The sequence below is a fragment of the Paraburkholderia sp. OAS925 genome, from assembly GCF_040543975.1.
Taxonomy (GTDB): domain Bacteria; phylum Pseudomonadota; class Gammaproteobacteria; order Burkholderiales; family Burkholderiaceae; genus Paraburkholderia; species Paraburkholderia graminis.
Map to the genome: position 1 here is coordinate 3,378,276 of NZ_JBEUNO010000001.1, position 24,594 is coordinate 3,402,869.

17 protein-coding genes and 2 pseudogenes are annotated in these 24,594 nt (G+C 62.6%); 2 read left to right on the forward strand and 17 right to left on the reverse strand.

Going from position 1 to position 24,594, the window contains the following annotated elements; genetic code table 11:
• The first annotated feature begins 156 nt into the window (after window positions 1–156).
• A complete protein-coding gene (gene ppk1 / locus ABIE53_RS14685) occupies window positions 157–2,220 on the forward strand; it encodes a polyphosphate kinase 1 (RefSeq protein WP_006051993.1) in 2,064 nt (687 codons plus the stop codon).
• A gap of 98 nt (window positions 2,221–2,318) precedes the next feature.
• On the opposite strand, the gene phoR is transcribed toward ppk1, so the two are convergent.
• From phoR to ABIE53_RS14740, 11 genes and pseudogenes are all read right to left on the reverse strand, one after another.
• Window positions 2,319–3,632, reverse strand: coding sequence for a phosphate regulon sensor histidine kinase PhoR (phoR, locus tag ABIE53_RS14690; RefSeq protein WP_192698832.1), 1,314 nt, complete (start codon window positions 3,630–3,632; stop codon window positions 2,319–2,321).
• Between the two features lie 70 nt (window positions 3,633–3,702).
• Complete coding sequence (gene phoB, locus ABIE53_RS14695) at window positions 3,703–4,404, reverse strand: phosphate regulon transcriptional regulator PhoB (protein ID WP_006051991.1); 702 nt, start codon at window positions 4,402–4,404, stop codon at window positions 3,703–3,705.
• Between the two features lie 26 nt (window positions 4,405–4,430).
• Window positions 4,431–5,135 carry a phosphate signaling complex protein PhoU gene (phoU, locus tag ABIE53_RS14700; protein ID WP_006051990.1) on the reverse strand — a complete coding sequence of 235 codons (705 nt, stop codon included), beginning with the start codon at window positions 5,133–5,135 and terminating at the stop codon, window positions 4,431–4,433.
• A gap of 28 nt (window positions 5,136–5,163) precedes the next feature.
• Window positions 5,164–6,012, reverse strand: a complete 849-nt coding sequence (gene pstB / locus ABIE53_RS14705; protein WP_006051989.1) for a phosphate ABC transporter ATP-binding protein PstB — start codon at window positions 6,010–6,012, stop codon at window positions 5,164–5,166.
• A gap of 17 nt (window positions 6,013–6,029) precedes the next feature.
• Window positions 6,030–6,926: a phosphate ABC transporter permease PstA gene (pstA, locus tag ABIE53_RS14710; protein ID WP_107706458.1), complete on the reverse strand. Its 897-nt coding sequence runs from the start codon at window positions 6,924–6,926 to the stop codon at window positions 6,030–6,032.
• On the reverse strand, window positions 6,923–7,924 hold the full coding sequence (pstC, locus tag ABIE53_RS14715) for a phosphate ABC transporter permease PstC (protein WP_053858536.1): 1,002 nt from the start codon (window positions 7,922–7,924) through the stop codon (window positions 6,923–6,925). Before pstC ends, pstA begins: the two co-directional genes overlap by 4 nt.
• A 204-nt stretch (window positions 7,925–8,128) precedes the next feature.
• Window positions 8,129–9,160 (reverse strand): phosphate ABC transporter substrate-binding protein PstS, encoded by a 1,032-nt coding sequence (gene pstS, locus ABIE53_RS14720; protein WP_006051986.1) that lies wholly within the window; start codon window positions 9,158–9,160, stop codon window positions 8,129–8,131.
• Between the two features lie 497 nt (window positions 9,161–9,657).
• A pseudogene (glmM, locus tag ABIE53_RS14725) lies at window positions 9,658–11,017 on the reverse strand (phosphoglucosamine mutase).
• Between the two features lie 26 nt (window positions 11,018–11,043).
• Window positions 11,044–11,943 carry a dihydropteroate synthase gene (folP, locus tag ABIE53_RS14730; RefSeq protein WP_083803855.1) on the reverse strand — a complete coding sequence of 300 codons (900 nt, stop codon included), beginning with the start codon at window positions 11,941–11,943 and terminating at the stop codon, window positions 11,044–11,046.
• A gap of 82 nt (window positions 11,944–12,025) precedes the next feature.
• Window positions 12,026–13,916: pseudogene (gene ftsH, locus ABIE53_RS14735) on the reverse strand (ATP-dependent zinc metalloprotease FtsH).
• A gap of 134 nt (window positions 13,917–14,050) precedes the next feature.
• Complete coding sequence (locus tag ABIE53_RS14740; RefSeq protein ID WP_006051982.1) at window positions 14,051–14,713, reverse strand: RlmE family RNA methyltransferase; 663 nt, start codon at window positions 14,711–14,713, stop codon at window positions 14,051–14,053.
• Window positions 14,714–14,926: 213 nt separating this feature from the next.
• On the opposite strand from ABIE53_RS14740, the gene ABIE53_RS14745 reads away from it, so the two are divergent.
• Window positions 14,927–15,454, forward strand: a complete 528-nt coding sequence (locus tag ABIE53_RS14745; RefSeq protein ID WP_029967738.1) for a YhbY family RNA-binding protein — start codon at window positions 14,927–14,929, stop codon at window positions 15,452–15,454.
• A 103-nt stretch (window positions 15,455–15,557) separates the two neighbouring features.
• Here the strand turns inward: ABIE53_RS14745 and ABIE53_RS14750 are convergent, their stop codons facing one another.
• From ABIE53_RS14750 to gloB, 6 genes are all read right to left on the reverse strand, one after another.
• Window positions 15,558–16,070, reverse strand: coding sequence for a DUF4149 domain-containing protein (locus ABIE53_RS14750; protein ID WP_029967739.1), 513 nt, complete (start codon window positions 16,068–16,070; stop codon window positions 15,558–15,560).
• A 20-nt stretch (window positions 16,071–16,090) separates the two neighbouring features.
• The gene (greA, locus tag ABIE53_RS14755) at window positions 16,091–16,567 is read right to left on the reverse strand and encodes a transcription elongation factor GreA (protein WP_013340018.1); all 477 of its coding nucleotides are present in this window, start codon (window positions 16,565–16,567) and stop codon (window positions 16,091–16,093) included.
• A gap of 230 nt (window positions 16,568–16,797) precedes the next feature.
• Window positions 16,798–20,052 carry a carbamoyl-phosphate synthase large subunit gene (carB, locus tag ABIE53_RS14760; RefSeq protein WP_192698831.1) on the reverse strand — a complete coding sequence of 1,085 codons (3,255 nt, stop codon included), beginning with the start codon at window positions 20,050–20,052 and terminating at the stop codon, window positions 16,798–16,800.
• Window positions 20,053–20,175: 123 nt separating this feature from the next.
• Window positions 20,176–21,330: a glutamine-hydrolyzing carbamoyl-phosphate synthase small subunit gene (carA, locus tag ABIE53_RS14765; protein WP_053858539.1), complete on the reverse strand. Its 1,155-nt coding sequence runs from the start codon at window positions 21,328–21,330 to the stop codon at window positions 20,176–20,178.
• A 637-nt stretch (window positions 21,331–21,967) separates the two neighbouring features.
• Window positions 21,968–23,632: a transglycosylase SLT domain-containing protein gene (locus tag ABIE53_RS14770; RefSeq protein ID WP_192698830.1), complete on the reverse strand. Its 1,665-nt coding sequence runs from the start codon at window positions 23,630–23,632 to the stop codon at window positions 21,968–21,970.
• 156 nt (window positions 23,633–23,788) lie between these two features.
• Window positions 23,789–24,580, reverse strand: a complete 792-nt coding sequence (gene gloB, locus ABIE53_RS14775) for a hydroxyacylglutathione hydrolase (protein ID WP_192698829.1) — start codon at window positions 24,578–24,580, stop codon at window positions 23,789–23,791.
• Between the last annotated feature and the right edge of the window lie 14 nt (window positions 24,581–24,594).

Below are 24,594 nucleotides of genomic sequence, written 5' to 3' on the forward strand. Positions count from 1 at the left end.
GCCCCATGGTCCCATACTCACTGCGTCAGCTTGACGACACGCGAGGAAGACAGCGTAGAATTTATAACATTGAGAATGTCATAACAATGTCATCATATTGTGAGAATTTCCGAGCGTCTTTCCGCCCCTATACCCGAAATTCCATTCTCGCTGCCGATGTCCATCCGCTACCCCTTATTGAATCGCGAGCTGGGCATTCTGGGTTTCAACGAGCGCGTGTTGGCGCAAGCTGCCGACCCCGCCGTTCCTTTGCTCGAACGCCTGCGTTTCATCTGCATCACCAGTAGCAATCTCGACGAATTCTTCGAAGTCCGCATGGCCGGATTGCAGGAGCAGATGCGCGACAACCCAGGCGCACTGTCGCCGGACGGCATGTCGCTGCAGCATGTGTACGACCTCGTGGTCGAGCGTGCGCAAAAGCTCGTGCATCGGCAGTACACGATGTTGCACGACACCGTGCTTACCGCGCTCGAAGCGGAAGGCATCTATTTTCACGGCACCGAAGCATGGAACGAGGCGCAGACCGAATGGGCGCGCAATTACTTCTTCGACGAACTGCTGCCGGTGCTCACGCCGATCGGCCTCGATCCGGCGCATCCGTTTCCGCGCGTGCTCAACAAGAGCCTGAACTTCGTCGTCGAACTGGAAGGCAAGGACGCCTTCGGCCGTCAGGCGATGATGGGCATCGTGCAGGCGCCGCGCGCGTTGCCGCGGCTGGTGCGCATGCCGCAGGAACTATCGGGCTATCCGCATGGTTTCGTTCTGCTGAGCTCGCTGCTGCAACGCTTTGTCGGCGAGCTGTTTCCGAATCTCGTCGTGCGTAGCTGCAATCAGTTTCGCATCACGCGCAATAGCGAACTCTTCGTCGATGAAGACGAAATCACCAATCTGCGCGTAGCGCTGCAAGGCGAGTTGCCCGCGCGGCATCTGGGCAATGCGGTGCGGCTCGAAGTATCGGCGGAAACGCCAGCGCATGTCGTGCGGCGTCTGCTCGACGAAAGCAGCCTCTCGAACAAGGACTGTTATTACGCGGACGGTCCGGTTAATCTCGTGCGTCTGATGCAGTTGCCGGAGATGGTCGATCGGCCGGACCTCAAGTTCGTCCCGCACATTCCGGCTATTCCCGCGCATATCGCGAATGCCGCGAGCATGTTCGACGTGATTGACCAGGGCGACGTGCTGCTGCATCATCCGTATGAGAGTTTTCAGCCGGTGCTCGAGTTGCTGTTGCAGGCGGCTAAAGATCCGAACGTGGTCGCGATCAAGCAGACCATCTACCGCACGGGCACCGATTCGCCGTTGATGGACGCGCTCATGCAAGCCGCGCGCAACGGCAAGGAAGTGACGGTCGTGGTCGAACTGCTTGCGCGCTTCGACGAAGAAACGAATATCAACTGGGCTTCGCAACTCGAAGCGGTCGGCGCGCACGTGGTCTATGGCGTGGTCGGCCACAAGTGCCACGCGAAGATGATGCTGATCGTGCGGCGCGCGACGGTGGGCGGCAAGACGACGCTCAAGCGTTACGTGCATCTCGGCACCGGCAATTATCATCCGCGCACCGCGCGTCTTTATACCGACTTCGGCCTGATGACAGCGGACCAGAAGATCTGCGAGGACGTGCATCATGTATTCCAGCAACTGACCGGCATTGGCGGCGAACTGAAGCTGCACGAGTTGTGGCAATCGCCGTTCACACTGCATCCGAAACTCGTCGAGGCGATTCGTGCCGAAGCCGAGCATGCGCGTGCGGGCAAGAAGGCGCGCATCGTCGCGAAGATGAACGCGTTGCTCGAACCCACGGTGATCGCGGAGTTGTACGAAGCGTCGCAGGCGGGCGTGAAGATCGATCTGATCGTGCGCGGCGTATGCTCGTTGCAGCCGGGCGTGCCGGGTTTGTCGGAGAACATCACGGTGCGCTCGATTGTCGGGCGCTTTCTCGAACATCATCGCATCTATTATTTCTACGACGACGGCCGCGAGCAGGTGTATCTGTCGAGTGCGGACTGGATGGATCGCAACTTCTTCCGCCGCGTCGAAGTCTCGTTCCCGGTTAATAACCGGCGGCTGAAGCGGCGCGTGATCGCCGAAGGGCTGTCCGCATTTCTCGGCGACAATCAGTCGGCGTGGCTCATGCAAAGCGACGGGCATTATCGTCGGCGGCGGCCCGGCAAGTCGTCGCGCAACGCGCAGATGAGTCTGCTGGCAAAGTTCTGTTCGTGAGTGTTGGCACCCGCCACATGCGGGTGCGCTGATGCATAAAAAAAGCCCGCTTGGTTAGCGGGCTTCCTTAGCGGGCTTTGTCTTTGACAGGGGCGCTGTTATGCATGCGCCGGTTGCCGGCGCGTCGTGCGATACAACGGAAACTTCACGCTAAACGTACTGCCCCGCCCTTCCTCGCTTTTCACGTCGAGCTGCGCGTCGTGCCGTTGCAGCACATGCTTGACGATCGCGAGTCCGAGGCCCGTGCCGCCGGTGTCGCGCGAGCGGCTGCGGTCCACGCGATAAAAGCGCTCCGTGAGCCGCGGAATGTCCGCGGCCGGAATGCCGAGGCCGCTATCGGTCACCGAGAACACTGCGGCGCCGCCTTGCGTCTGCCAGCTCACTCTGATCGTGCCGCCGTCGGGCGTATAGCGAATCGCGTTGGTCACGAGATTGCCGAACGCGCTCAGAAGCTCGGTTTCGACGCCCGTCACGGTCAGCCCTTCGTCCGCTTCGAATGTGATGATGTGGTGGTCGCTCGACAGGCTCTCGGCGTCGTCGCGCAGATGCCGCAACACCGCGCGCATGTCGATCATCTGATCGCTCGGCGGCTTGTTGTCGCCCTCGAGTTTGGCGAGCACGAGCAGATCGTTCACGATATGGCGCATGCGCGACGCCTGCTGCTCCATCAGTTCCAGATAACGCGCGCGTTCCGCTTCGCTTAACGGCAGCTCGCGCATCGTTTCGAGAAAGCCCGACAGAACCGTGAGCGGCGTCTTCAGTTCATGCGACACGTTGGCGACGAAATCGCGGCGCATCGCGTCGGTGCGCTCGAGCTCGGTGATGTCTTGCGACAGCACCAGCTTGCGATTCTCGCCATAAGGAAACACCTGCACGGACAGCACGTTCTGCCGCTTCTCGCCCATGCCGCGCATGATCAGCATCTGCTCGTACTGATGCGAATTCAGATAGCGCACGAAGTCCGGCTGACGCACCAGATGCGTGATGTGCTGACGCAAATCGCGCTTCGCGTCGAGCCCGAAATGTTCTTCGGAAATGGCATTGCACCACTCGATCTGATCGTGATCGTCGAGCATCGCGACGCCGTTCGGCGACGCCTGAATAGCCTGAATGAAGCGCGAATGCTGCTGCTCGACCTGGCGCACCTGCGCATGCCAGCGCTTCGCGAGCTTATGCAAACGGTAGTAGATTTCGCCCCAGATGCCGGGGGCGCTCGGCACTTCGCCGTACACCGGCGCGTCGAGCAAACGCCACAAACGCTCTTTATGGAAAGTGCCGAAGAGGCTCTGCAAAAGCAGCATGACGACCGCAAGGATCAATGCCGCCTTCACGTTCACTAATGCGCCGACCACCACGCACAGGATGGCGAGCAGCACGATCGAAACGACGGAGCGCGCCCAGATGATGTTCATGGTCTAAAACGATCGAAGAAAACGGCGTGCGCGCCGCCGCTGCAAGAGATCGCGCAGGATCAAGCTGAGATCAGGCGCTCTTGGCCAGGCGGTAGCCGCTGCCGCGGACCGTCTCGATCATAGCATCGCAACCTGCCGGCTTGAGCGCCGCGCGCAGACGCTTGATATGCACGTCAACGGTACGCTCTTCGACGAACACGTGATCGCCCCACACCTGATCGAGCAGTTGCGTGCGGCTGTGCACGCGCTCCGGGTGCGTCATGAAAAAGTGCAGCAGACGGAATTCGGTCGGACCGAGATCGAGCTTGATCTCGCTGCCTTCGGCATGCGCGGCCACGCGATGCGTTGCCGGATCGAGTTTTAACCCGTTGATCGCGACCACGTCTTCGGTCAATTGCGGCGCGCGGCGGCGCAGCACCGCCTTGATGCGCGCCATCAGTTCCTTCGGCGAAAACGGTTTGGTGACGTAGTCGTCCGCGCCGATTTCGAGGCCGAGCACCTTGTCCTGCTCGTCGCCGCGCGCGGTCAGCATGATGATCGGAATGTGCTTCGTGCGTTCGTTGTTGCGCAGGTCGCGCGCGAACGCAATGCCCGACTTGCCCGGCAGCATCCAGTCGAGCAGCACGAGGTCGGGCAGTACGTCGCTGATCAGGTTCTGCGCCTGTTCCGCGTTGTACGCGCGAATCGGGCAGTGTCCGGCGTGTTGAAGATTCACCGAAATCAATTCGGAAATGGCGGGCTCATCTTCAATGACGAGAATGCTGCTGGGCATCGGCACCTCTGGTCCTTATCTCTGGATTAACTGAGCGCTTCGCGTTCGAGCGCGTCGCGCGACTTGTGCCGCACGTCCGTGCCCTTCACGATGTAAATAATAAATTCGGCGATGTTCTTCGCGTGATCGCCGATCCGTTCGATCGCCTTCGCAATGAACAGAAAATCGAGGCCCACCGAAATGGAACGCGGATCTTCGGTCATGTACGAAATCAGCTTGCGCACGAACGCGCGGAATTCTTCGTCGATCGCCTTGTCGTCGCGCACGATCTGCGCGGCGGCCACCGTGTCGAGACGCGCGAACGCATCGAGCGCGCGGCGCAGAATCGACACCGCCATTTCGCCCGACAATTTGATCTCGGCGATATTGATGGTGCGCGACGCGCCGTCTTCCATCAGACGCTTGGTGCGCTTGGCGATTTTCTCGGCTTCGTCGCCGGCGCGCTCGAGGTTCGTGATGGTCTTCGAGATCGCGATCAACAGACGCAAGTCACGCGCGGCCGGCTGACGGCGCGCGATGATGTTGCTGCATTCCTCGTCGATTTCCACTTCCATTTTGTTCAGACGCTCTTCGGCGGCGATCACCTGCTCGGCGATGTCGAGGTCGAATTCGTTGAGCGCCTGCATCGCGTTGACGATCTGCGATTCGACGAGGCCGCCCATTTCGAGCACCTTCGAGGAAACCAGGTTCAGGTCGGCGTCGAACTGGCTGGACAAATGTTTATCGGACATGTCGTACTCCGTTGTTTTGCCCGGCGAATTAGCCGAAGCGGCCTGTAATGTAGTCTTCCGTTTCTTTACGGACCGGCTTGATGAAGATCTTTTCGGTGTCGCCGAACTCGATCAGTTCGCCCAGGTACATATAGGCAGTGTAGTCCGAACAGCGGGCCGCCTGTTGCATGTTGTGCGTGACGATCACGACCGTGTAATCGCTCTTCAATTCGGCGATCAGTTCTTCGATACGGCCCGTCGAAATCGGGTCCAGCGCCGAGCAAGGCTCGTCGAGCAGCAGCACTTCAGGACGGATCGCAATGCCGCGCGCGATGCACAAACGCTGCTGCTGGCCGCCCGACAAACCGTAGCCGCTCTGGCCGAGCTTGTCCTTCACTTCGTTCCAGAGCGCGGCCTTCGTGAGCGCCCATTCGACGCGGTCGTCCATCTCGGAGCGCGGCAGCGATTCGAACATCTTCACGCCGAACGCGATGTTGTCGTAGATCGACATCGGGAACGGCGTCGGCTTCTGGAACACCATGCCGATGCGCGCGCGCAGCAGCGAAATATCGCGCTTGGACGTCAGCAGGTTTTCGCCGTCCATCAGGATCTCGCCTTCGGCGCGTTGCTCCGGATACAGCGCGTACATCTTGTTGAAGGTGCGCAGCAGCGTCGACTTTCCGCAGCCCGACGGACCGATGAACGCGGTCACCTTGCCTTCGGGAATCTGCAGGTTGATGTTCTTCAGCGCGTGATACTTGCCGTAGAAGAAGTTCAGGTCGTTGACCTCGATCTTCGGACGCGACGGCGACGGCTCCTGGCCGCTTTGTGCAGGATCGAAACCGGCGGGCGCGGTGGGGCGCGAGATCGGATTGAGTTGAGTTTCTGCCATGTTCATCGGATTACACTCCGCCCTTACTTGTTCGAAAAGATCGTGCGCGCGAGGATGTTCAGTCCGAGCACCGCGAGCGTGATCAGGAAGACGCCGGCCCACGCGAGCGATTGCCACTGCGCGAACGGACTCATCGCAAACTTGTAGATCGTGACCGGCAGATTGGCCACCGGCTGGCTCATATCCGCCGAGAAAAACTGGTTCGACAACGCGGTGAAAAGCAGCGGCGCGGTTTCGCCTGCAATGCGTGCAACAGCGAGCAGCACGCCGGTGACGATGCCCGCAATCGACGCCTTCAGCGTGATCGACAGCACCATCTTCCATTTCGGCGTGCCGAGTGCGAACGCCGCTTCACGCAATGCGTTCGGCACGAGTTTCAGCATGTTTTCGGTGGTGCGGATCACGATCGGAATCTGCAGCAGCGCGAGCGCGAACACGCCGGCCCAGCCGCTGAAGTGGCCCATCTTCGCCACGACGAGCGCATAGACGAAGAGACCGACGACGATCGACGGCGCCGACAACAGAATGTCGTTGATGAAGCGCGTGACGCTCGCGAGCCAGCCCTTCTGCCCGTATTCCGCAAGATAGACGCCGGCGAGAATGCCGATCGGCGTGCCGACGAATGTTGCGAGCACAACCAGCATCAAGCTGCCGACGATCGCGTTGGCGAGACCGCCGCCATCGGTATTCGGCGGCGGCGTGGACTGTGTGAACAGTTCAATCGACAAGCCGCCGATGCCGAGGCGCAGCGTCGTGTACAGAATCCAGACCAGCCACAGCAGACCGAAGGCCATTGCCGCGAGCGACAGCGTCAACGCGATCGCGTTTTGCAGGCGGCGGCGTCCTTGCAGACGCACGCGCATTTTTTCGAGCGCGGCCGCATCGTTCGAACCCGGCATGTTCAAGGTGGTCCGGCTCATTTCGCGCCCTCCCCTTTCTCGAGACGCAGCAGCATGACCTTGGAAATCGCCAGCACGATAAAGGTAATCACAAAGAGGATGAGGCCGAGCTCCATCAGCGCCGACGTATGCAGGCCCGGATCGGCTTCGGCGAATTCATTGGCGAGCGCCGACGTAATGCTGTTGCCCGGCGAAAAGAGCGACACGTTGTCGAGCAGATTCGTATTGCCGATCACGAAGGTCACGGCCATCGTTTCGCCGAGCGCGCGGCCGAGGCCGAGCATCACGCCGCCGATCACACCGCTCTTCGTGAAGGGCAGTACGATCTTCCACATCACTTCCCACGTCGTGCAGCCGATGCCGTACGCCGATTCCTTCAGCAGCACGGGCGTGACTTCGAAGACGTCGCGCATCACCGAAGCGATGTACGGAATGATCATGATCGCGAGGATCACGCCGGCGCACAGAATGCCGATGCCGATGGGCGCGCCCTGGAACAGCGCGCCGATCACCGGAATGCCGCCGAGCACCGCGCCGAGCGGCTTCTCGAACCACGTCGCGAAGATCGGTGCGAACACGAGCAGACCCCACATGCCGTAGACGATCGACGGAATCGCGGCCAGCAGTTCGATCGCGATGCCGAGCGGCCGGCGCAGCCACGCGGGCGAGAGTTCGGTCAGAAAGAGCGCGATGCCGAAGCTCACAGGCACCGCGATGATGAGTGCAATGATCGACGTGGCGATCGTGCCGTAGATCGGCACCAGCGCGCCGAACTGCTTGCTGGGCGGATCCCATTCGGCGTTCCACAGGAAGCTGAGGCCGAACTGCCTGATCGACGGCATGGAGGCGACGACGAGCGACACAATGATGCCGCCGAGCAGCAACAGCGTAACGATGGCGGCAAGGCGCGCAAGGCCGCCGAAGATCACGTCGCCGGCGCGGCTGGGCGCTTTCTGCTGCGAGGCGCTGCCTGGCGGCGTCGCTCCCGTTGCGCCTGACGCTAATTGGATGTCGGACATAAGAGCCTGATGGACCTTTTCCAGTTGCCATGCGACGTATGTCGCGCGGCGGATGATGCAGGTGGTGCGTACATGCACTGATGACGCTGGCGCCCGCCGGGTTCGGCCGATGAAAGCGGCGCCGGTCAATGCCATTGGCCGTCCTCACGCGAGGACGGCCAATGTGTTACGTGAAGCGGTTGCCCATTACTGCGGGGGCGGTGCTTACTCGGCGATCGGCTTGCCCGAAGCGTCCTTCACCTTCGACTTCCACTGCGTCTTGATTTCCGACACGACCGATTCCGGCAGCGAGATGTAGTCCAGATCGTTCGCGGCCTGCGTGCCGTTCTTGAACGCCCAGTCGAAGAACTTCAACGTTTCGCTGCCTTGCGGCGCCTTTTCCTGCGTCGTGTGCAACAGCACGAAGGTTGCGCCGACGATCGGCCATGCGTTCTTGCCCGGCTCGTTCGTCAGGATCTGATAGAACGACTTCGACCAGTCCGCGCCCGCTGCCGCTGCCTTGAACGTGTCCGTCTTCGGCTCGACCACCGTGCCCGTCGAATTCTTCAGCGCGACGTAGGTCATGTGGTTCTGCTTCGCGTACGCCCATTCGACGTAACCGATTGCGCCCGGCAGGCGTTGCACGAAAGCCGCGACGCCGTCGTTGCCCTTGCCGCCCGTGCCGGTCGGCCAGTTGACCGTCGAACCTTCACCGACCTTCGACTTCCATTCCGTGTTGACCTTCGACAGGTAGTTCGTCCAGATGAAGCTCGTGCCCGAACCGTCGGCGCGGCGCACCACGGCGATGTCGGTGTCGGGCAGCTTGACCTTCGGGTTCAGTGCAACGATCGCCGGATCGTTCCACTTCTTGATCTTGCCCAGATAGATGTCACCCAGCACTTCGCCCGACAGCACCAGTTCAGCCGGCTTCACGCCCGGCACGTTGACGACCGGCACCACGCCGCCGACCACCGTCGGGAACTGGAACAGGCCGTCTTTCGCGAGTTCGTCGTCCTTCAGCGGAGCGTCGGAACCGGCGAAATCGACCGTCTTGGCGATGATCTGCTTCACGCCGCCCGACGAGCCGATGCCCTGGTAGTTAACCTTGCCGCCGCCGGACTTCTGATAGGCGTCGGCCCACTTCGTGTAGATCGGTGCTGCGAAGGTGCTGCCCGCGCCGGTGATGTCTGCTGCGTTTGCGGCCATCGCGAAGAACGCGCCAGCGACGCCAGCGAACACGGTTTGCATCAATTTCATCGAAACCTCCAAGGTGTGAGCGGTGTGAGCGGATAACTGAACACCGCGAAGCTTAGGGTCTCTTTGTGACAGTAACGTGACTAACCGTGAAACGCGTGTGACAGTGGGGTTACTAATGTGAAAGGCGTTTGCGCGGGTAGATCGGTGGCTTGGTGGCGGTTTGGCCGTGCCTTGTAGAGATTAGGCGAAAAAGATGGGGCGCGAACGTTTGCGGATGCGACCAGGACGGGACGGTCCGGCTGGAAGGCGCTCTTGCGCCGGGGCAAAGAGGCGGGTGTGGCGGCTGCGGGCTTCCGGGTACGCCAGTGGGCGAATGCACGCGTGCCGGCCGAGCGCGGCGACCGCGAATGAGTAGAAAGATCCGCAGACGCGCCTAAGCCAGGGCAGATATGCGGTTTGGCGGGCGCGTTCCGTCAGGCAACTGCGGCGGAAACGCCCACGGTCCTACAGACAAGCAGGGCGACACACAGCCGCCACGCTCGCAGGTGAGTGACCGCTTACGCCGTCGCCTGCTTCACCGCGGCCGCGATCGCTTCAGCGTGGCGCAGCGCGTCGTCGACGTGCTCCGCCTCGACCATCACGCGCAGCACCGGCTCCGTGCCCGACGCGCGAATCAGCACGCGCCCGCGGCCATTGAGCGCGTCTTCCGCGCTCGCAATCGCGCGCCGGATAGCGTCGCTGCCCTTCCAGTCGGCGTCCGGCTTCATGCGCACGTTGATCAGCTTCTGCGGGAACAGCGTGACGCCGTCGAGCAGTTCGGAAAGCGTTCTTTCGCTGCGCTTCATCGCGGCGAGCACGAGAAGCGCGGAGACGATGCCGTCGCCCGTCGAATGGCGGTCGAGCGACAGAATGTGGCCGGACCCCTCCGCGCCGAGCTGCCAGCCGTGCTCGCGCAACTGCTCGAGCACGTAGCGGTCGCCGACTGCCGCGCGCACGAACTTGACGCCCGCCGCCTGCAACGCGACCTCGACGGCCATATTGGTCATCAAGGTTCCGACCGCGCCTTCCACTTTGCCGTCGGTCGCGATGCGGTCCTTCACCAGCACGTACAGCAGTTCGTCGCCGTTGTAGAGGCGCCCTGCCGCGTCGACGACCTGCAGACGGTCGGCGTCGCCGTCGAGCGCGATGCCGAGGTCCGCGTGATTCGCCCGCACCGCGCGCACCAGCGCATCGGGCGCGGTCGCGCCGACGCCGTCGTTAATGTTGAAGCCGTTCGGCGCGACGCCGATTGGAATGACCTCGGCGCCCAGCTCGTGGAACACGTGCGGCGCGACGTCATACGCGGCGCCGTGCGCGCAATCGACCACCAGCTTCAGCCCGCGCAGATCGAACGCGGCCGGAAACGTGCTCTTGCAGAACTCGATGTAGCGGCCCGCTGCGTCGTCGAGACGCCGCGCCTTGCCGAGCTGTTCCGACGCCGCGCAGGCGAGCGGCAACTCGAGGTGCTCTTCGATCTGCGATTCGACGTCGTCCGGCAGCTTGTTGCCGTCGGCGGAAAAGAACTTGATGCCGTTGTCGTAATACGGATTGTGCGACGCGCTGATCACGACGCCGGCCGCGAGCCGCAGGCGCGCGCGTCAGATAGGCGATGCCCGGCGTCGGCATCGGGCCCGCCAGCATCACGTCGACACCGGCCGCCGAGAAACCCGCCTCGAGCGCGGCCTCGAGCATGTAGCCCGACACCCGCGTGTCCTTGCCGATCAGCACCGTGGGCCGCGTGCCCGTGCGCGCCCAGCGGTCCGCGCCGACGAGCACCTTGCCCGCTGCATAGCCGAGCCGCAATACAAATTCCGGCGTAATAGGCCCTTCGCCGACCTTGCCCCGAATACCGTCCGTGCCGAAATAACGACGTGCCATCTTTTATATTCCTCCTTGCTTTGGGCTCATCCGCGCGGGCCGGCGCCATTCGCCGCGTCGCGCAGAGCTGCCCAGACTTTCAATGCGTCTACTGTTTGTGCGACGTCGTGCACGCGCAAGATTGCGGCGCCGCGTTCCGCTGCCAACACCGCGGCGGCAATGCTGCCCGCGACGCGCTCCGGCGCCGCGCGTCCCGTGACTGCGCCGATCATCGATTTGCGCGACATGCCCGCGAGGATCGGATACGGCGGCTCTGCCCGCGGCGCGGTGTCCGCGAGCCGCGCGAGCAGCGCGTAATTGTGCTCGACCACGGCCTTGCCGAAACCAAAACCGGGGTCCACGCTGATCCGGCCACGCGCGATGCCCGCCTGCGTAAGCACCGCCACGCGTTCCTCCAGAAACTGCCTGACTTCGCCGACGACATCGCCGTAAGCCGGCTCGCCGAGCTGCATGGTCTGCGGCTCGCCCAGCATGTGCATCACGCACAGGCCGCAGTCGCTGTCGCGCACCGCATCCACGGCACCGGGCATGCGAAAGCCCCAGATGTCGTTGATCAGATCGGCGCCCGCGCTCAGTGCATGCCGCATCACTTCGGGCTTGTAGGTGTCGACCGAGAGCGGCACGTTGGCGCCACGCAGTTGCTCGATAAGCGGTATCACGCGCTCGAGTTCTTCGTCGAGCGGCACGGGCGGCGCGCCGGGGCGCGTCGATTCGCCGCCAATGTCGATGATGTCCGCGCCTTCGAGCATCATGCGCTCCGCCTGGCGCAACGCATCGGCGCGCATCGCGTACTGGCCGCCGTCGGAGAAAGAATCGGGCGTGACGTTCAGGATGCCCATGACCAACGGGCGTTCGAAGCTCAGCTTGAACCGCCCGCACTGCAACGGCTCGGGGATGGTGGAAGGAGAGAAAGCGGCGGTAGACACGTAGCGTGAAGTCGAATAGGCGGATAAATGCAAAACGGGCCGGTGTGAAACACACCGGCCCGCACTTTCTACTGCCAGCCGATCAGGCCGGCGCGGTCGCGCTACCCGGCTTGACTTCTGTACCGGGGCTGCCGCCCGACGACGCGTCGCTTGCCGACGGCGGCGAGCTCTTCGGCGAGCGCGGCGGACGTCCTGCCATGATGTCGTTGATCTGATCGGCGTCGATCGTTTCCCACTCCATCAGCGCGGCGGTCATCGCCTCGACCTTGTCGCGGTTTTCGTCCAGCAGGCGCTTCGCGAGGTTGTACTGCTCGTCCAGCACGCGGCGAATTTCCGCGTCGACCTTCTGCTGCGTGGCTTCCGAAATGGTGCGCGTGAAGCCGCGACCAAACGGCGTGGCGTCGTTTTCGTCGTCCACGTAGACCATCGGTCCCAACGCGTCGGTCATGCCGAAGCGAGCGACCATGGCGCGCGCGGTTTGCGTGGCCTTGTTGAAGTCGTCCGACGCGCCCGTGCTGATCAGGTTCAGGAACAACTCTTCCGCAACGCGGCCGCCGAACAGAATCGCAAGACGGTCAAGCAGATAGTCTTTCGAGTACGTTTCGTTGTCGTGCTCCGGCAACTGCCACGTGACGCCCAATGCCCGGCCACGCGGAATGATCGTGACCTTGTGCACCGGGTCGGCCTTCGGCAGCAGCTTCGCAATGACTGCGTGGCCCGACTCGTGATACGCGGTAGCGCGCTTCGACTCTTCGCGGATCACGGCCGACTTGCGCTCCGGACCACATGAAGATCTTGTCCTTCGCGTCTTCGAAATCCGTCATTTCGACGATGCGCTTGCCGCGGCGTGCCGCGAACAATGCCGCTTCGTTCACGAGGTTCGCCAGATCGGCGCCCGAGAAGCCCGGCGTGCCGCGCGCGATGACCGCTGCGTCGACGTCGTTCGAAATCGGCACCTTGCGCAGGTGAACCTTCATGATGTGTTCGCGGCCGCGAATATCCGGCAGACCGACGTACACCTGGCGGTCGAAACGGCCCGGACGCAGCAGCGCCTTGTCGAGCACGTCCGAACGGTTCGTTGCGGCGATTACGATCACGCCGGAGTTCGCCTCGAAGCCGTCCATTTCGACGAGCATCTGATTCAGCGTCTGCTCGCGCTCGTCGTTACCGCCGCCCATGCCGGCGCCGCGATGACGGCCGACCGCGTCGATTTCGTCGATGAACACGATGCACGGTGCGTGCTTCTTCGCCTGCTCAAACATGTCGCGCACACGAGCCGCGCCGACGCCGACGAACATTTCGACGAAGTCCGAACCCGAGATGCTGAAGAACGGCACCTTCGCTTCGCCCGCGATGGCGCGAGCGAGCAGCGTCTTACCCGTTCCCGGTGGGCCGACGAGCAGCACGCCACGCGGAATACGGCCACCGAGTTTCTGAAACTTCTGCGGGTCGCGCAGGAAATCGACCAGTTCGGAGACTTCTTCCTTCGCTTCGTCGCAACCGGCGACGTCGGTGAAATTGATTGCGTTGTTGTTTTCGTCGATCAGACGCGCGCGCGACTTGCCGAACGAGAAGGCGCCGCCTTTCCCGCCTCCCTGCATCTGTCGCATCATGTAGAACCAGAAACCGATAATGAGGATCGTCGGCCCGAGGTAATACAGCGCGGAAACCAGCGCATTGGGTTCGTCGTCAGCCTTGCCGCTTACCTGAACGCCGTACTTCATCAGATCGCCGACCATCCAGATGTCGCCCGGCGACACGATCTGGTACTTCTGGCCGTCTGCTGGAGTGACCGTGAGGTTCCGCCCCTGGACAATGACGTTCTTGACTTTGCCGTTCTTCGCGTCGTCCATGAACTGCGAATAGGAAACGCCTTCCTGGACACGGGGCTTGTCGAACTGCTTGAACACCGTAAATAGCACCAGTGCGATAACCAGCCACACTGCTGCCTTCGAAAACATATTGTTGTTCAAAGCACCACTCCTTCACTTAGACGGGCGCCTACATTTGCCTTGCGGCACCACGAAAGCATTCTAATCCAGTCCGCAGACCCCTGCCATAAGGTTTCGCTACCACAGAAATAGCATGGCGGGGACTACGCGGCGCCCTACGCGGGCCTTTTCAGATGCTTACCCAAAATAAACGTTTCCGACGACTTGTCCCGCGAAGCCTTGGGCTTGCGGGCAGCCACCACCTTGAACTGGCGCTTGAACTTTTCGACAATCTGGCTGTAACCGCTGCCGTGAAAGCATTTGACTAAAAGGGCTCCATCCGGTTTCAGGTGATTTTGCGAAAATTCCAGCGCGAGATCGCACAAATGCTCGATTCGCGCCGCATCCGCCAATGCCACTCCCGACAGGTTGGGCGCCATATCCGAAATTACAAGATCGACTTGCCGCTCTCCGACTAATTCTTCCAGTTGGCCGAGCACGGCTTCCTCGCGGAAGTCGCCCTGAATGAAGTGGACGTCGGCGACCGGTTCCATCGGCAGAAGATCGAGCGCGATGATCGTGCCGTCGATCCCGCCCTGACGTTCCGCGTCGCGCTGCGACCCTTTCGCCAGTTTGTTGCGCGCGTACTGGCTCCAGCTGCCCGGCGTCGAACCGAGATCGACGATGACCTGCCCCGGCCGGATCAGCTTGTCCTGCTCATCGATTTCCTTCAGCTTGTAGGCGGCGCGGGCGCGATAGCCTTCCCGCTGCGCCATTTTCACGTAGGGATCGTTGATGTGGTCGTGCAGCCACGCCGTATTAAACTTGTTTTTTGCCATTAAACGTTGAACTCTTGCTGCGTCATGTCACGCTTTAGCGGATAATACGCGGTTAATTCGCGCGGCTCCCGCCAGAAAACTGGCAGTTATCCGCGATTCTGTTGTCCTGACGCGCCGCCTGCCGCAGTGTCCCAATCGTGTTCCGCTCCAATTCGCCGAAAGACGGACTGGGGAGCGCAGGTGCCGCCATTTTAGTCGAGTCTCCCACTTCACATGCCCGCCCTCAAAGTCTCTTCCGACCAACGCGCCGAGTTGCGCTCCCAGGCACATGCGCTCAAACCGGTCGTGCTCGTCGGCGCCGAAGGTTTGACCGACGCCGTGCTCGCCGAGATCAAGGTTCACCTCGCCGCTCATCAGCTGATCAAGATCCGCGTGTTCGGCGACGAACGCGAAGAGCGCATCGCGATCTACGAACAGATCTGCGACAAGCTGAACGCCGCGCCGATCCAGCATATCGGCAAGCTGCTGGTCATCTGGAAGCCCGAAGCCGCCGCACAACCCGCGGTAAAAGGCAAACGCGGCGCACTGCCGAGCGCCCGCGAAGCCGCCGTCGAAGCCAACCCCGGCAAGGGCCGCGCGCCGCGCGTCGTCAAGGTCGTGAAGCCGAGCGAAGTGCCCATGCGCAAGCCGAAGGCGAAAGCCGTGCTGGTACGCGGCAACGAGCGCGTCACGCAAGGCGGCAACATCAAGCGCGCGAAGAAGCGGCAAACCAGCGCGAAGCGCGCGCATCAGTCGAAATAAGCAGTCGAAATAATCGATTGAAACAGGCAGGCGGATCAACGGTGCGGCGCGAGCCGCACCTTGCCTGCGTTGCGTGCGGCGCCTGCCGCAACCGCCAGCCTTCCTAGCCCGCTACTTTTCCGGACACATCGTCGCGAGCGCCCTGCTGCGCGGCGCCGGCTCCCGTGCCCACGGGCAATTTCCACACGAGCACAATGCCCAGCAGGCTTTCGATCAGGTAGAACACGCTCGAGACGCCGTGCAGCATGCCGAAGCGTGCCGCATAGGCGGAATGCGCGATGTCCGTGCCGGCTTCCAGCGCGGCCACGCGCATCGCGTTCATGAAGGGCTGCAACGCGAAATAACCGACCAGCACACAGACCAGCATGCCGGCCACCAGCCAGCGCAAGCGCCGGTATGCGTTGCCGCCGCGCCGGATCACCACGTTGGCGAGACCGAGCAGCAAAATGCCGCAGACCGCGCCAAGCACACCTTCGATGCGAAACAGTTGCGCCGCCACCGCGCCCGCCGTCGACCGGTCCAGCGACGTGAACAGCACCGGCGCGACTGCATAGCCGATAGTCAGCAGACTGCCGACCCACACGACCGTCAGCAGACGAAAGATTCGATGCGGCATCAGTGACACCGGAGTCGCCTTCAAACGTAGCTGACCGCGATGATTTCGTACTCGCGCACGCCGCCTGGCGCCTGCACGGACGCGACATCGCCTTCGGACTTGCCGATCAGCGCGCGCGCAATCGGCGAGCTGATGGAGATGAGGCCGTGGTCGATGTCCGCTTCGTCGTCGCCGACGATCTGATATTTGACCGATGCGCCCGAGTCCAGGTCTTCCAGTTCGACGGTCGCGCCGAACACCACGCGGCCGTCCGCCTCCACTTGCGACGGGTCGATCACCTGCGCGCCCGCCAGCTTCGATTCGATTTCGGCGATGCGGCCTTCGATGAAGCCCTGCTTCTCTTTCGCGGCATCGTATTCCGCGTTTTCGGACAGATCGCCCTGCGCGCGCGCTTCCGCGATCGAGTTGATCACGGCGGGACGCTCGACCGATTTCAGCCGCTGCAATTCGTCGCGCAGCATGTCTGCGCCGCGCTTGGTCAATGGAATAGTGCTCATAAACAACTCTCGAAAAAACGCCGGGCCGCTCCAAACCCTCCCGGCCCTTTTTGGGATCTGGCGCTAAAGCGGCAGATGGGAGCGCTTTGGAACAAAAAACGGCCGTAAAAAAAATCACCGCGGTTAAGTGCATTTCGCGGGAGCCGGCGGCCGGGGGAAAACCCGGACCACAGCACCTGCGAAACGCCGCTTAACCGCGGCACTTACATCCTGGACAGGTATTCGAAGCCTTAGTTTAGGCGAGCGTGCAAACCTTGTAAATCATAGACTTCCAGGTCCTTCAGGTAGCGCAAGCCTTCGACCGCCGCGCGCGCGCCCGACATCGTCGTGTAGTACGTGACCTTGTTGGCCTGCGCGCTCATGCGGATGGAACGCGAATCGGCAATCGCCGCGCGCGTTTCGTCGACGGTCGTGAAGACCAGCGCGATCTCGCCGTTCTTGATCATGTCGACGATGTGCGGACGGCCGTCCTTCACCTTGTTGACGACCTTCACCGGCACGCCGGCCGCTTCGATCGCGGCTGCCGTGCCCTTGGTGGCGACGATCGGATAACCGAGTTCGTGCAGCATGCGCGCGACTTCGACGGCCTTCGGCTTGTCGGCGTCCATCACCGTCAGCAGCACCGTGCCCGACTCCGGCAGACGCGAGCCCGCCGCGAGCTGCGACTTGAAGAGCGCTTCGCCGAACGTGCGGCCCACGCCCATCACTTCGCCGGTCGAACGCATTTCGGGTCCGAGCACCGGATCGACTGCCGGGAACTTGACGAACGGGAACACCGCTTCCTTCACGCTGAAGTACGGCGGCTCGATTTCCTTCGTCACGCCTTGCTGCGCGAGCTTCTGGCCGACCATTGCGCGCGCCGCGATCTTGGCGAGCGGCAGGCTGGTCGCCTTCGACACGTACGGCACTGTGCGCGAGGCGCGCGGATTCACTTCCAGCACGTAGATGACGTCTTCTTTCGAGCCGTCCGCCTGCGGCACTTGCTGAATCGCGAACTGCACGTTCATCAGACCGATCACGTTCAGCGCCTTCGCCATCGCGCCGGTCTGGCGCTTGAGCTCAGCCACGGTTTCCTTCGACAGCGAGTACGGCGGCAGCGAGCAAGCCGAGTCGCCCGAGTGCACGCCCGCCTGTTCGATGTGCTCCATCACGCCGCCGATGAACACCGCCTCGCCGTCCGAAATGCAGTCCACGTCGCATTCGATCGCGTCGTTCAGGAAGCGGTCGAGCAGCACCGGCGAATCGTTCGATACCTTCACGGCCTCGCGCATGTAGCGCTCGAGATCGCGCGGCTCGTGGACGATTTCCATCGCGCGGCCGCCCAGCACGTACGACGGACGCACGACGAGCGGATAGCCGATTTCGTCGGCGAGCTTCAGCGCTTCGTCTTCGGCGCGCGCGGTGCGGTTCGGCGGCTGACGCAGGCCGAGGTCTTGCAGCAGCTTCTGGAAACGCTCGCGGTCTTCGGCTGCGTCGATCATGTCCGGCGACGTGCCGATGATCGGCACTCCGTTCGCTTCAAGGTCGAGCGCGAGCTTCAGCGGCGTCTGGCCGCCGTATTGCACGATCACGCCGACCGGCTTTTCCTTGTCGACGATTTCGAGCACGTCTTCGAGCGTGAGCGATTCGAAGTACAGACGGTCGGACGTGTCGTAGTCGGTCGAAACGGTTTCAGGGTTGCAGTTGACCATGATCGTTTCGTAGCCGTCTTCGCGCATGGCGAGCGCGGCGTGCACGCAGCAGTAGTCGAACTCGATGCCCTGGCCGATCCGGTTCGGGCCGCCGCCCAGCACCATGATCTTCTTGTTGTTCGTCGGGTTCGCTTCGCACTCTTCCTCGTAGGTCGAGTACATGTACGCGGTTTTCGTCGCGAACTCCGCCGCGCACGTGTCGACGCGCTTGTACACCGGACGCACATTCAACTCGATGCGGCGCGCGCGCACTTCCGCCGGCTTCGCGCCGACGAGCTTCGCGAGACGCCGGTCGGAGAAGCCGCTCTGCTTCAGATACTTGAGCTCTTCCTTCGAAAGGCTCGCGAGCGTGCGGCCGGCCAGCGCCTTTTCCTTCAGCACGACCTGTTCGATCTGCGCGAGGAACCACGGGTCGATCGACGTCTCTTCGAAAATTTCTTGCGCCGTCATGCCGATCCGGAATGCGTCGCCCACGTACCAGATACGATCCGGGCCGGCTTCGCCGATTTCGCGGATGATCTCGTCGCGGTTCGTGGTCTTTTCGTCCAGACCGTCGACGCCGACTTCAAGACCGCGCAGCGCCTTCTGGAACGATTCCTGGAAGGTGCGGCCAATCGCCATGACTTCGCCGACCGACTTCATTTGCGTGGTCAGGCGCGAATCGGCTTCGCGGAATTTCTCGAACGCAAAGCGCGGAATCTTGGTGACGACGTAGTCGATAGTCGGTTCGAACGATGCCGGCGTCTGGCCGCCGGTGATTTCGTTCTTGAGCTCGTCGAGCGTGTAGCCGACTGCCAGCTTGGCCGCGACCTTGGCGATCGGGAAGCCGGTGGCCTTCGACGCCAATGCCGACGAACGCGACACGCGCGGGTTCATTTCGATCACGATCATCCGGCCGTCTTTCGGATTGATCGAGAACTGCACGTTCGAGCCGCCCGTGTCCACGCCGATCTCGCGCAGCACCGCGAGCGACGCGTTACGCAGCACCTGATATTCCTTGTCGGTGAGCGTTTGCGCCGGCGCGACGGTGATCGAGTCGCCGGTGTGGATGCCCATCGGGTCCAGATTTTCGATCGAGCAGACGATGATGCAGTTGTCCTTCTTGTCGCGGACCACTTCCATCTCGTACTCTTTCCAGCCGAGCAGCGATTCTTCGATCAGCAACTCGCGCGTGGGCGACAGATCGAGGCCGCGCTTGCAGATCTCTTCGAACTCTTCGCGGTTGTACGCGATGCCGCCGCCCGAGCCGCCGAGCGTGAACGACGGACGGATCACGACCGGATAGCCACCGCTGCCGGTTTGTGCCGCGATGTCCGCTTGCACCGCCAGCGCTTCTTCCATCGAATGCGCGGTGCCCGACTTGGCCGAACCGAGGCCGATCTTCGTCATCGCGTCTTTGAATTTCTGGCGGTCTTCCGCCTTGTCGATGGCTTCCGGCGACGCGCCGATCAGCTCGACGTTGTACTTGGTCAGCACGCCATGCGCGTGGAGATCGAGCGCGCAGTTCAGCGCGGTCTGGCCGCCCATGGTCGGCAAGATTGCGTCCGGGCGCTCCTTCGCGATGATGCGCTCAACCACTTCCCACGTAATCGGCTCGATGTAGGTCACGTCGGCCGTGTTCGGGTCGGTCATGATCGTCGCCGGATTGCTGTTGACGAGGATGACCTTGTAGCCTTCCTCACGCAGCGCCTTGCATGCCTGCGCGCCCGAGTAATCGAACTCGCACGCCTGACCGATGATGATCGGACCCGCGCCGATAATGAGAATGCTCTTGATGTCTGTCCGCTTGGGCATAACGCTCTCGCTAATGTATTCCTGAATTCTTTCCGTCGGCGCGCGCCGCGTGGGCGTTGCGCGCGCTTTGCTTCTGGCTGCCTGATTCCGGGCTTGCCGCCGGGCTTGCCGCGGCGTGCGTTCTTAAGCCGCCGCGGTCTTGCCGGCCTTCTTCGCGTCCATCAACCCGGTAAAGCGGTCGAACAGATACGCGATGTCATGCGGGCCCGGCGACGCTTCCGGATGCCCCTGGAAGCAGAAAGCCGGCTTGTCGGAGAGCGCGAAGCCTTGCAGCGTGCCGTCGAAGAGCGACACATGCGTGACGCGGGCATTGGCGGGCAGCGTGTTCGCATCGACAGCAAAACCGTGGTTCTGCGACGTGATGACCACGCGGCCGTCTTCCAGGTCTTTCACCGGATGATTCGCGCCGTGGTGACCGGTCTTCATCTTCACGGTTTTCGCGCCGAGCGCGAGGCCCATGATCTGATGGCCGAGGCAGATGCCGAAGGTCGGAATGCCGCGCTCGATCAGCTCTTTGGTTGCCTTGATCGCGTAGTCGCACGGCTCCGGGTCGCCGGGGCCGTTCGACAGGAAGATGCCGTCCGGATTGAGCGCTAGCGCGTCAGCCGCGGTGGCTTGCGCCGGCAGCACGGTGACGTGGCAACCGCGCTCGGCCAGCATGCGAAGGATGTTGTACTTGACGCCGTAATCGAACGCGACGACGCGGTACTTCGGCGCGTTCTGCTTGCCGTAGCCGCTGCCGAGACGCCATTCGGTTTGCGTCCACTCGTAGGTTTCCTTCGTCGACACGACCTTCGCGAGGTCCATGCCCGAGAGGCCCGGGAACGAACGCGCGAGTTCGATGGCCTTTGCTTCGTCGTCCGAACCGGCGAGAATCGCGCCGTTCTGCGCGCCCTTGTCGCGCAGAACGCGGGTCAGCTTGCGGGTGTCGAGGCCGGCGATGGCGACCACGCCTTCGTCCTGCAGATACTGGCTGAGCGTGCGCTCCATGCGGAAGTTCGACGCGAGGACCGGCAGATCGCGAATGATCAGCCCGGCGGCATGGACTTTCGTCGCTTCGACGTCTTCGGCGTTGACGCCGACATTGCCGATGTGCGGATACGTGAGGGTGACGATCTGGCGCGCGTAGCTCGGGTCAGTCAGGATTTCCTGATAGCCGGTGATAGCCGTGTTGAACACGACTTCGCCGATGGTATGCCCGGGGGCGCCGATCGAATAACCACGAAAGACCGTGCCGTCGGCGAGCGCGAGCAGAGCGGGAGAAAATGACGGCAACACGGGAGACTCCTTGGGGGAACACCCTGTTGCCGACCTGCCTATCCGGTTTGCGAGCCGCAGCGAACAGCATCACGGGATGCGCGCGCAGACTCGCTCGCGTACTGCCGTTGACGTCGCAAGGGGCGCACGATGGGTCCATTGTGTGGACGGATCGGCGAGGTGCGGGCCCTTCTTGCTACGCCTGTGGCGCGCGGCGGATGAACGGTATGGGAGAGGTAGGCGCTAGGGTGCGGGTTGATAAGCTCAAACCTTGGAATTATAGCCGGAAACCGCCGTTCTCTCCAAATCCGAGATGGCTGGGCGGGGGCGTGGCGGTGCTGGTCCGGCGGGTCAAAGCCTTGCTGCGAGCGGCTCGCGCGGTTGCCAAGCTTATGCGCAGCGGCCGTTTCGGGATAGCGTCAAGACGCCCGGCGGCGGGATCGAAATCTCGGAGGAAAGATTCGCGCATCGTCGTGCCTGGCGCCCGACGGCAGCGGCACGCCCCGGCCGGTAGGCAAGCACCAACTGTCGTACGGCGCACAATGAAAAACGCCGTCACCACAGGGCGACGGCGTCGAAAACTCATTTCATGTCGGAGCGCGGCAGGTTCTGCGTCGATCAGAAGCCCGATCGGCGCATCAACCAGCATTAACCTGCATCAGTTGCTCTTCTTCGTGCTTTTGCTGCTCTTGCTGGAGGTGGAAGCCGATACCTTCGTCACCTTGCCGGCAGGCGCCGCGGACGCTTTCGATTTGCCGCCCTTCGTCACCGGCTCGGACACCTTCACCACCGCCGCCGAATGTCCGCGCCCTTTCGTCCTCTCGCTGCGCGCTTCGCGCTTCGAGCCGCCGACGCGCGTGCCGATCTTCTGGACCCCGCCACCTTCGACGTCGGTCGCGATGCGCTCCGGCCCCGGTTCGCTCGGGACTGCCCGCCCGACCGGCACGTGCAGCACGACGACCTGGCCGCGTGAGACGCTGTCGCGATGCGTGCGGTTCCACGCCTTCAACTGGCCGACGGACACGCCGTAGCGCAGCGCGATAGCCGCCATCGACTGATTGCGGCGCACGCGGATCAGCATCTTGCGCGTGTCGGGGACGTCCGGCTCCATCGCGAGCACGGCGCTTTCCGCGACGTCCGCGCTGATGTCCTCGTCGTCGTCCGAACCGCGCGGCACGACAATCGTGGAGCCCGGCTTAAGACGCATGCCGACCGGAATCTTGTTCACTTCCATCAGCGTGTCGGCGTCGACACCGATTTTTTGCGCAATCGCCGCGGGCGCCGAACGCTCGGTGACCGTGTACGTGGTCCACGACGACAGCGAACCTGAGTACGTTTTCAGATTGCGCTCGAACGCGCTCGCATTGTCGAACGGCAGCAGGATTTGCGGCTGCGTCGCGCCGAGAATGACCGGCTTCCTGAACGACGGGTTCAGCGAGCGGAATTCGTCGAGCGGCAGATTGGCGAGCTTGGCGGCCATGTCCACGTCGATATCGTGCGACGTGGTGACGGTCACGAAATACGGGTGATTCGGAATGGACGGCAGCGCGAGCCCGTACATCTGCGGGTTCATCACGATGTTCTTGACGGCCTGCAGCTTCGGTACATAGTTGCGCGTTTCGTTGGGCATGCGCAGGCTCAGATAGTCGGTCGGCAAGCCCGCCGCTTCGTTACGCGCGATGGCGCGCTGCACGTTGCCCTCGCCCCAGTTGTACGCCGCGAGCGCGAGCTGCCAGTCGCCGAACATGTCATGCAGACGCGACAGATAGTCGAGCGCGGCGCTGGTCGACGCCAGCACGTCGCGGCGCTCGTCTTGCCACATGTTCTGCTTGAGGTTGTAGGTGCGGCCGGTGCCCGGCATGAACTGCCACATGCCGGCCGCCTTCGCGACCGACAACGCCTGCGGGCTGTACGCCGATTCGATGAACGGCAGCAGCGCGAGCTCGGTCGGCATATGACGCGCCTCGAGCTCCTCGACGATGTGGTACAGGTACTTCTGCGAGCGCTCGGTCATGCGCTGCACGTAATCGGGACGCTGCGCATACCAGTTGACCTGCATGTCGACCAGGTCGGTCTGCAGGTCGGGCATCTGGAAACCACGGCGAATACGGCCCCACAAGTCGGCGTCCGCGCTCGTCAACTGCGTGACTGAGCCTTTGTCGACGTTGATGGTTTCCTTGGCGGTGGCTGTCTTGCGAAGTGCGTCTGCTACGGCTTGCTGACTGGCGGGATTTGTTGCGGTGGTGGGGCTGACCGTCGTTGGTCCCTGGCTCGCGCAGGCGGCGAGCGTCAGGACCAGCAACGCACTAAAGATAAATCGCATGAACGTCTCGGCTTCCACAAGGGCTGGAATTTGCAGCCGATAGTACGAAACCCTAACGTCTACGTCAATTGGAAATTGACGAAAAAATCAAGCAAATCTAAGGCTTGGCGAATTCTTCCGATTCTTCGCTTGAGGAAGACCCCAGGGCCGACCCGGTCACCGGAAGCGGTTCTTCCATTCGCGCATCAGCGTGAACGCTGCCAGCCGGTCCGATACTTTCTCGTGCAACTGCTCTTGCAGGGCTGCCTGGACGGCGGGATTGCCGGCCCGCAGGAAAGGATTCACCGCGCGTTCGTGGGCGATCGTGGTGGGCAGCGTCGGCAGATTGCGGGCTCGCAAGTCGGCCGCCTGGTCCCGCCAGGCTTGCAAGTCGGCATTGCCCGGCTCGCAGGCGAGCGCGAAGCGGATGTTGGAGAGCGTATATTCGTGCGCGCAGTGCACTTGCGTTTCGCCGGGCAACGCGGCGAGCGAGTCGAGCGACGCCAGCATCTGCTGCGGCGTGCCTTCGAACAGCCGGCCGCATCCGCAAGCGAACAGCGTATCGCCGCAAAACACATGAGGCGTGCCGCCGGGATCAGCCGCCTGAAAATAGGCGATGTGGCCGCTCGTATGACCTGGCACGTCCAGCACGCTCAGCTCGAGCGCGGGCCCGGCAATCGTCACCCGATCGCCATTTTCAAGACGCTGCGTGACACGCTCGATCGCTTCACCGGCGGGCCCGTAGACGGGAACGTCCTGGCCGTTCAGCAGATCGGCCACCCCGCCGACGTGGTCTTGATGATGGTGCGTGAGTAAAATAGCGCTCAGACGCCACCCGCGTTTGGCCAGATAGGCGCGAACCGGAGCGGCCTCGCCCGGATCGACGACTACCGCGTGGTGTCCGTCGGAAACGACCCAGATGTAATTGTCTTCAAACGCCGGGACCGGTACGTACTCGAGCGCATTCATAGGCGACGCATTCT

Bases quoted from the DNA above. Each gene is read 5' to 3' on its own strand.
- ABIE53_RS14745 (WP_029967738.1), top strand. From the start codon at position 14,927: ATGCCCGCCCTCAAAGTCTCTTCCGACCAACGCGCCGAGTTGCGCTCC.
- phoU (WP_006051990.1), bottom strand. From the start codon at position 5,135: ATGTCCGATAAACATTTGTCCAGCCAGTTCGACGCCGACCTGAACCTG.
- ppk1 (WP_006051993.1), top strand. From the start codon at position 157: ATGTCCATCCGCTACCCCTTATTGAATCGCGAGCTGGGCATTCTGGGT.
- carB (WP_192698831.1), bottom strand. From the start codon at position 20,052: ATGCCCAAGCGGACAGACATCAAGAGCATTCTCATTATCGGCGCGGGT.
- pstB (WP_006051989.1), bottom strand. From the start codon at position 6,012: ATGAACATGGCAGAAACTCAACTCAATCCGATCTCGCGCCCCACCGCG.
- ABIE53_RS14750 (WP_029967739.1), bottom strand. From the start codon at position 16,070: ATGCCGCATCGAATCTTTCGTCTGCTGACGGTCGTGTGGGTCGGCAGT.
- pstA (WP_107706458.1), bottom strand. From the start codon at position 6,926: ATGAGCCGGACCACCTTGAACATGCCGGGTTCGAACGATGCGGCCGCG.
- gloB (WP_192698829.1), bottom strand. From the start codon at position 24,580: ATGAATGCGCTCGAGTACGTACCGGTCCCGGCGTTTGAAGACAATTAC.
- phoB (WP_006051991.1), bottom strand. From the start codon at position 4,404: ATGCCCAGCAGCATTCTCGTCATTGAAGATGAGCCCGCCATTTCCGAA.
- pstS (WP_006051986.1), bottom strand. From the start codon at position 9,160: ATGAAATTGATGCAAACCGTGTTCGCTGGCGTCGCTGGCGCGTTCTTC.
- greA (WP_013340018.1), bottom strand. From the start codon at position 16,567: ATGAGCACTATTCCATTGACCAAGCGCGGCGCAGACATGCTGCGCGAC.
- phoR (WP_192698832.1), bottom strand. From the start codon at position 3,632: ATGAACATCATCTGGGCGCGCTCCGTCGTTTCGATCGTGCTGCTCGCC.
- ABIE53_RS14770 (WP_192698830.1), bottom strand. From the start codon at position 23,632: ATGCGATTTATCTTTAGTGCGTTGCTGGTCCTGACGCTCGCCGCCTGC.
- pstC (WP_053858536.1), bottom strand. From the start codon at position 7,924: ATGTCCGACATCCAATTAGCGTCAGGCGCAACGGGAGCGACGCCGCCA.
- ABIE53_RS14740 (WP_006051982.1), bottom strand. From the start codon at position 14,713: ATGGCAAAAAACAAGTTTAATACGGCGTGGCTGCACGACCACATCAAC.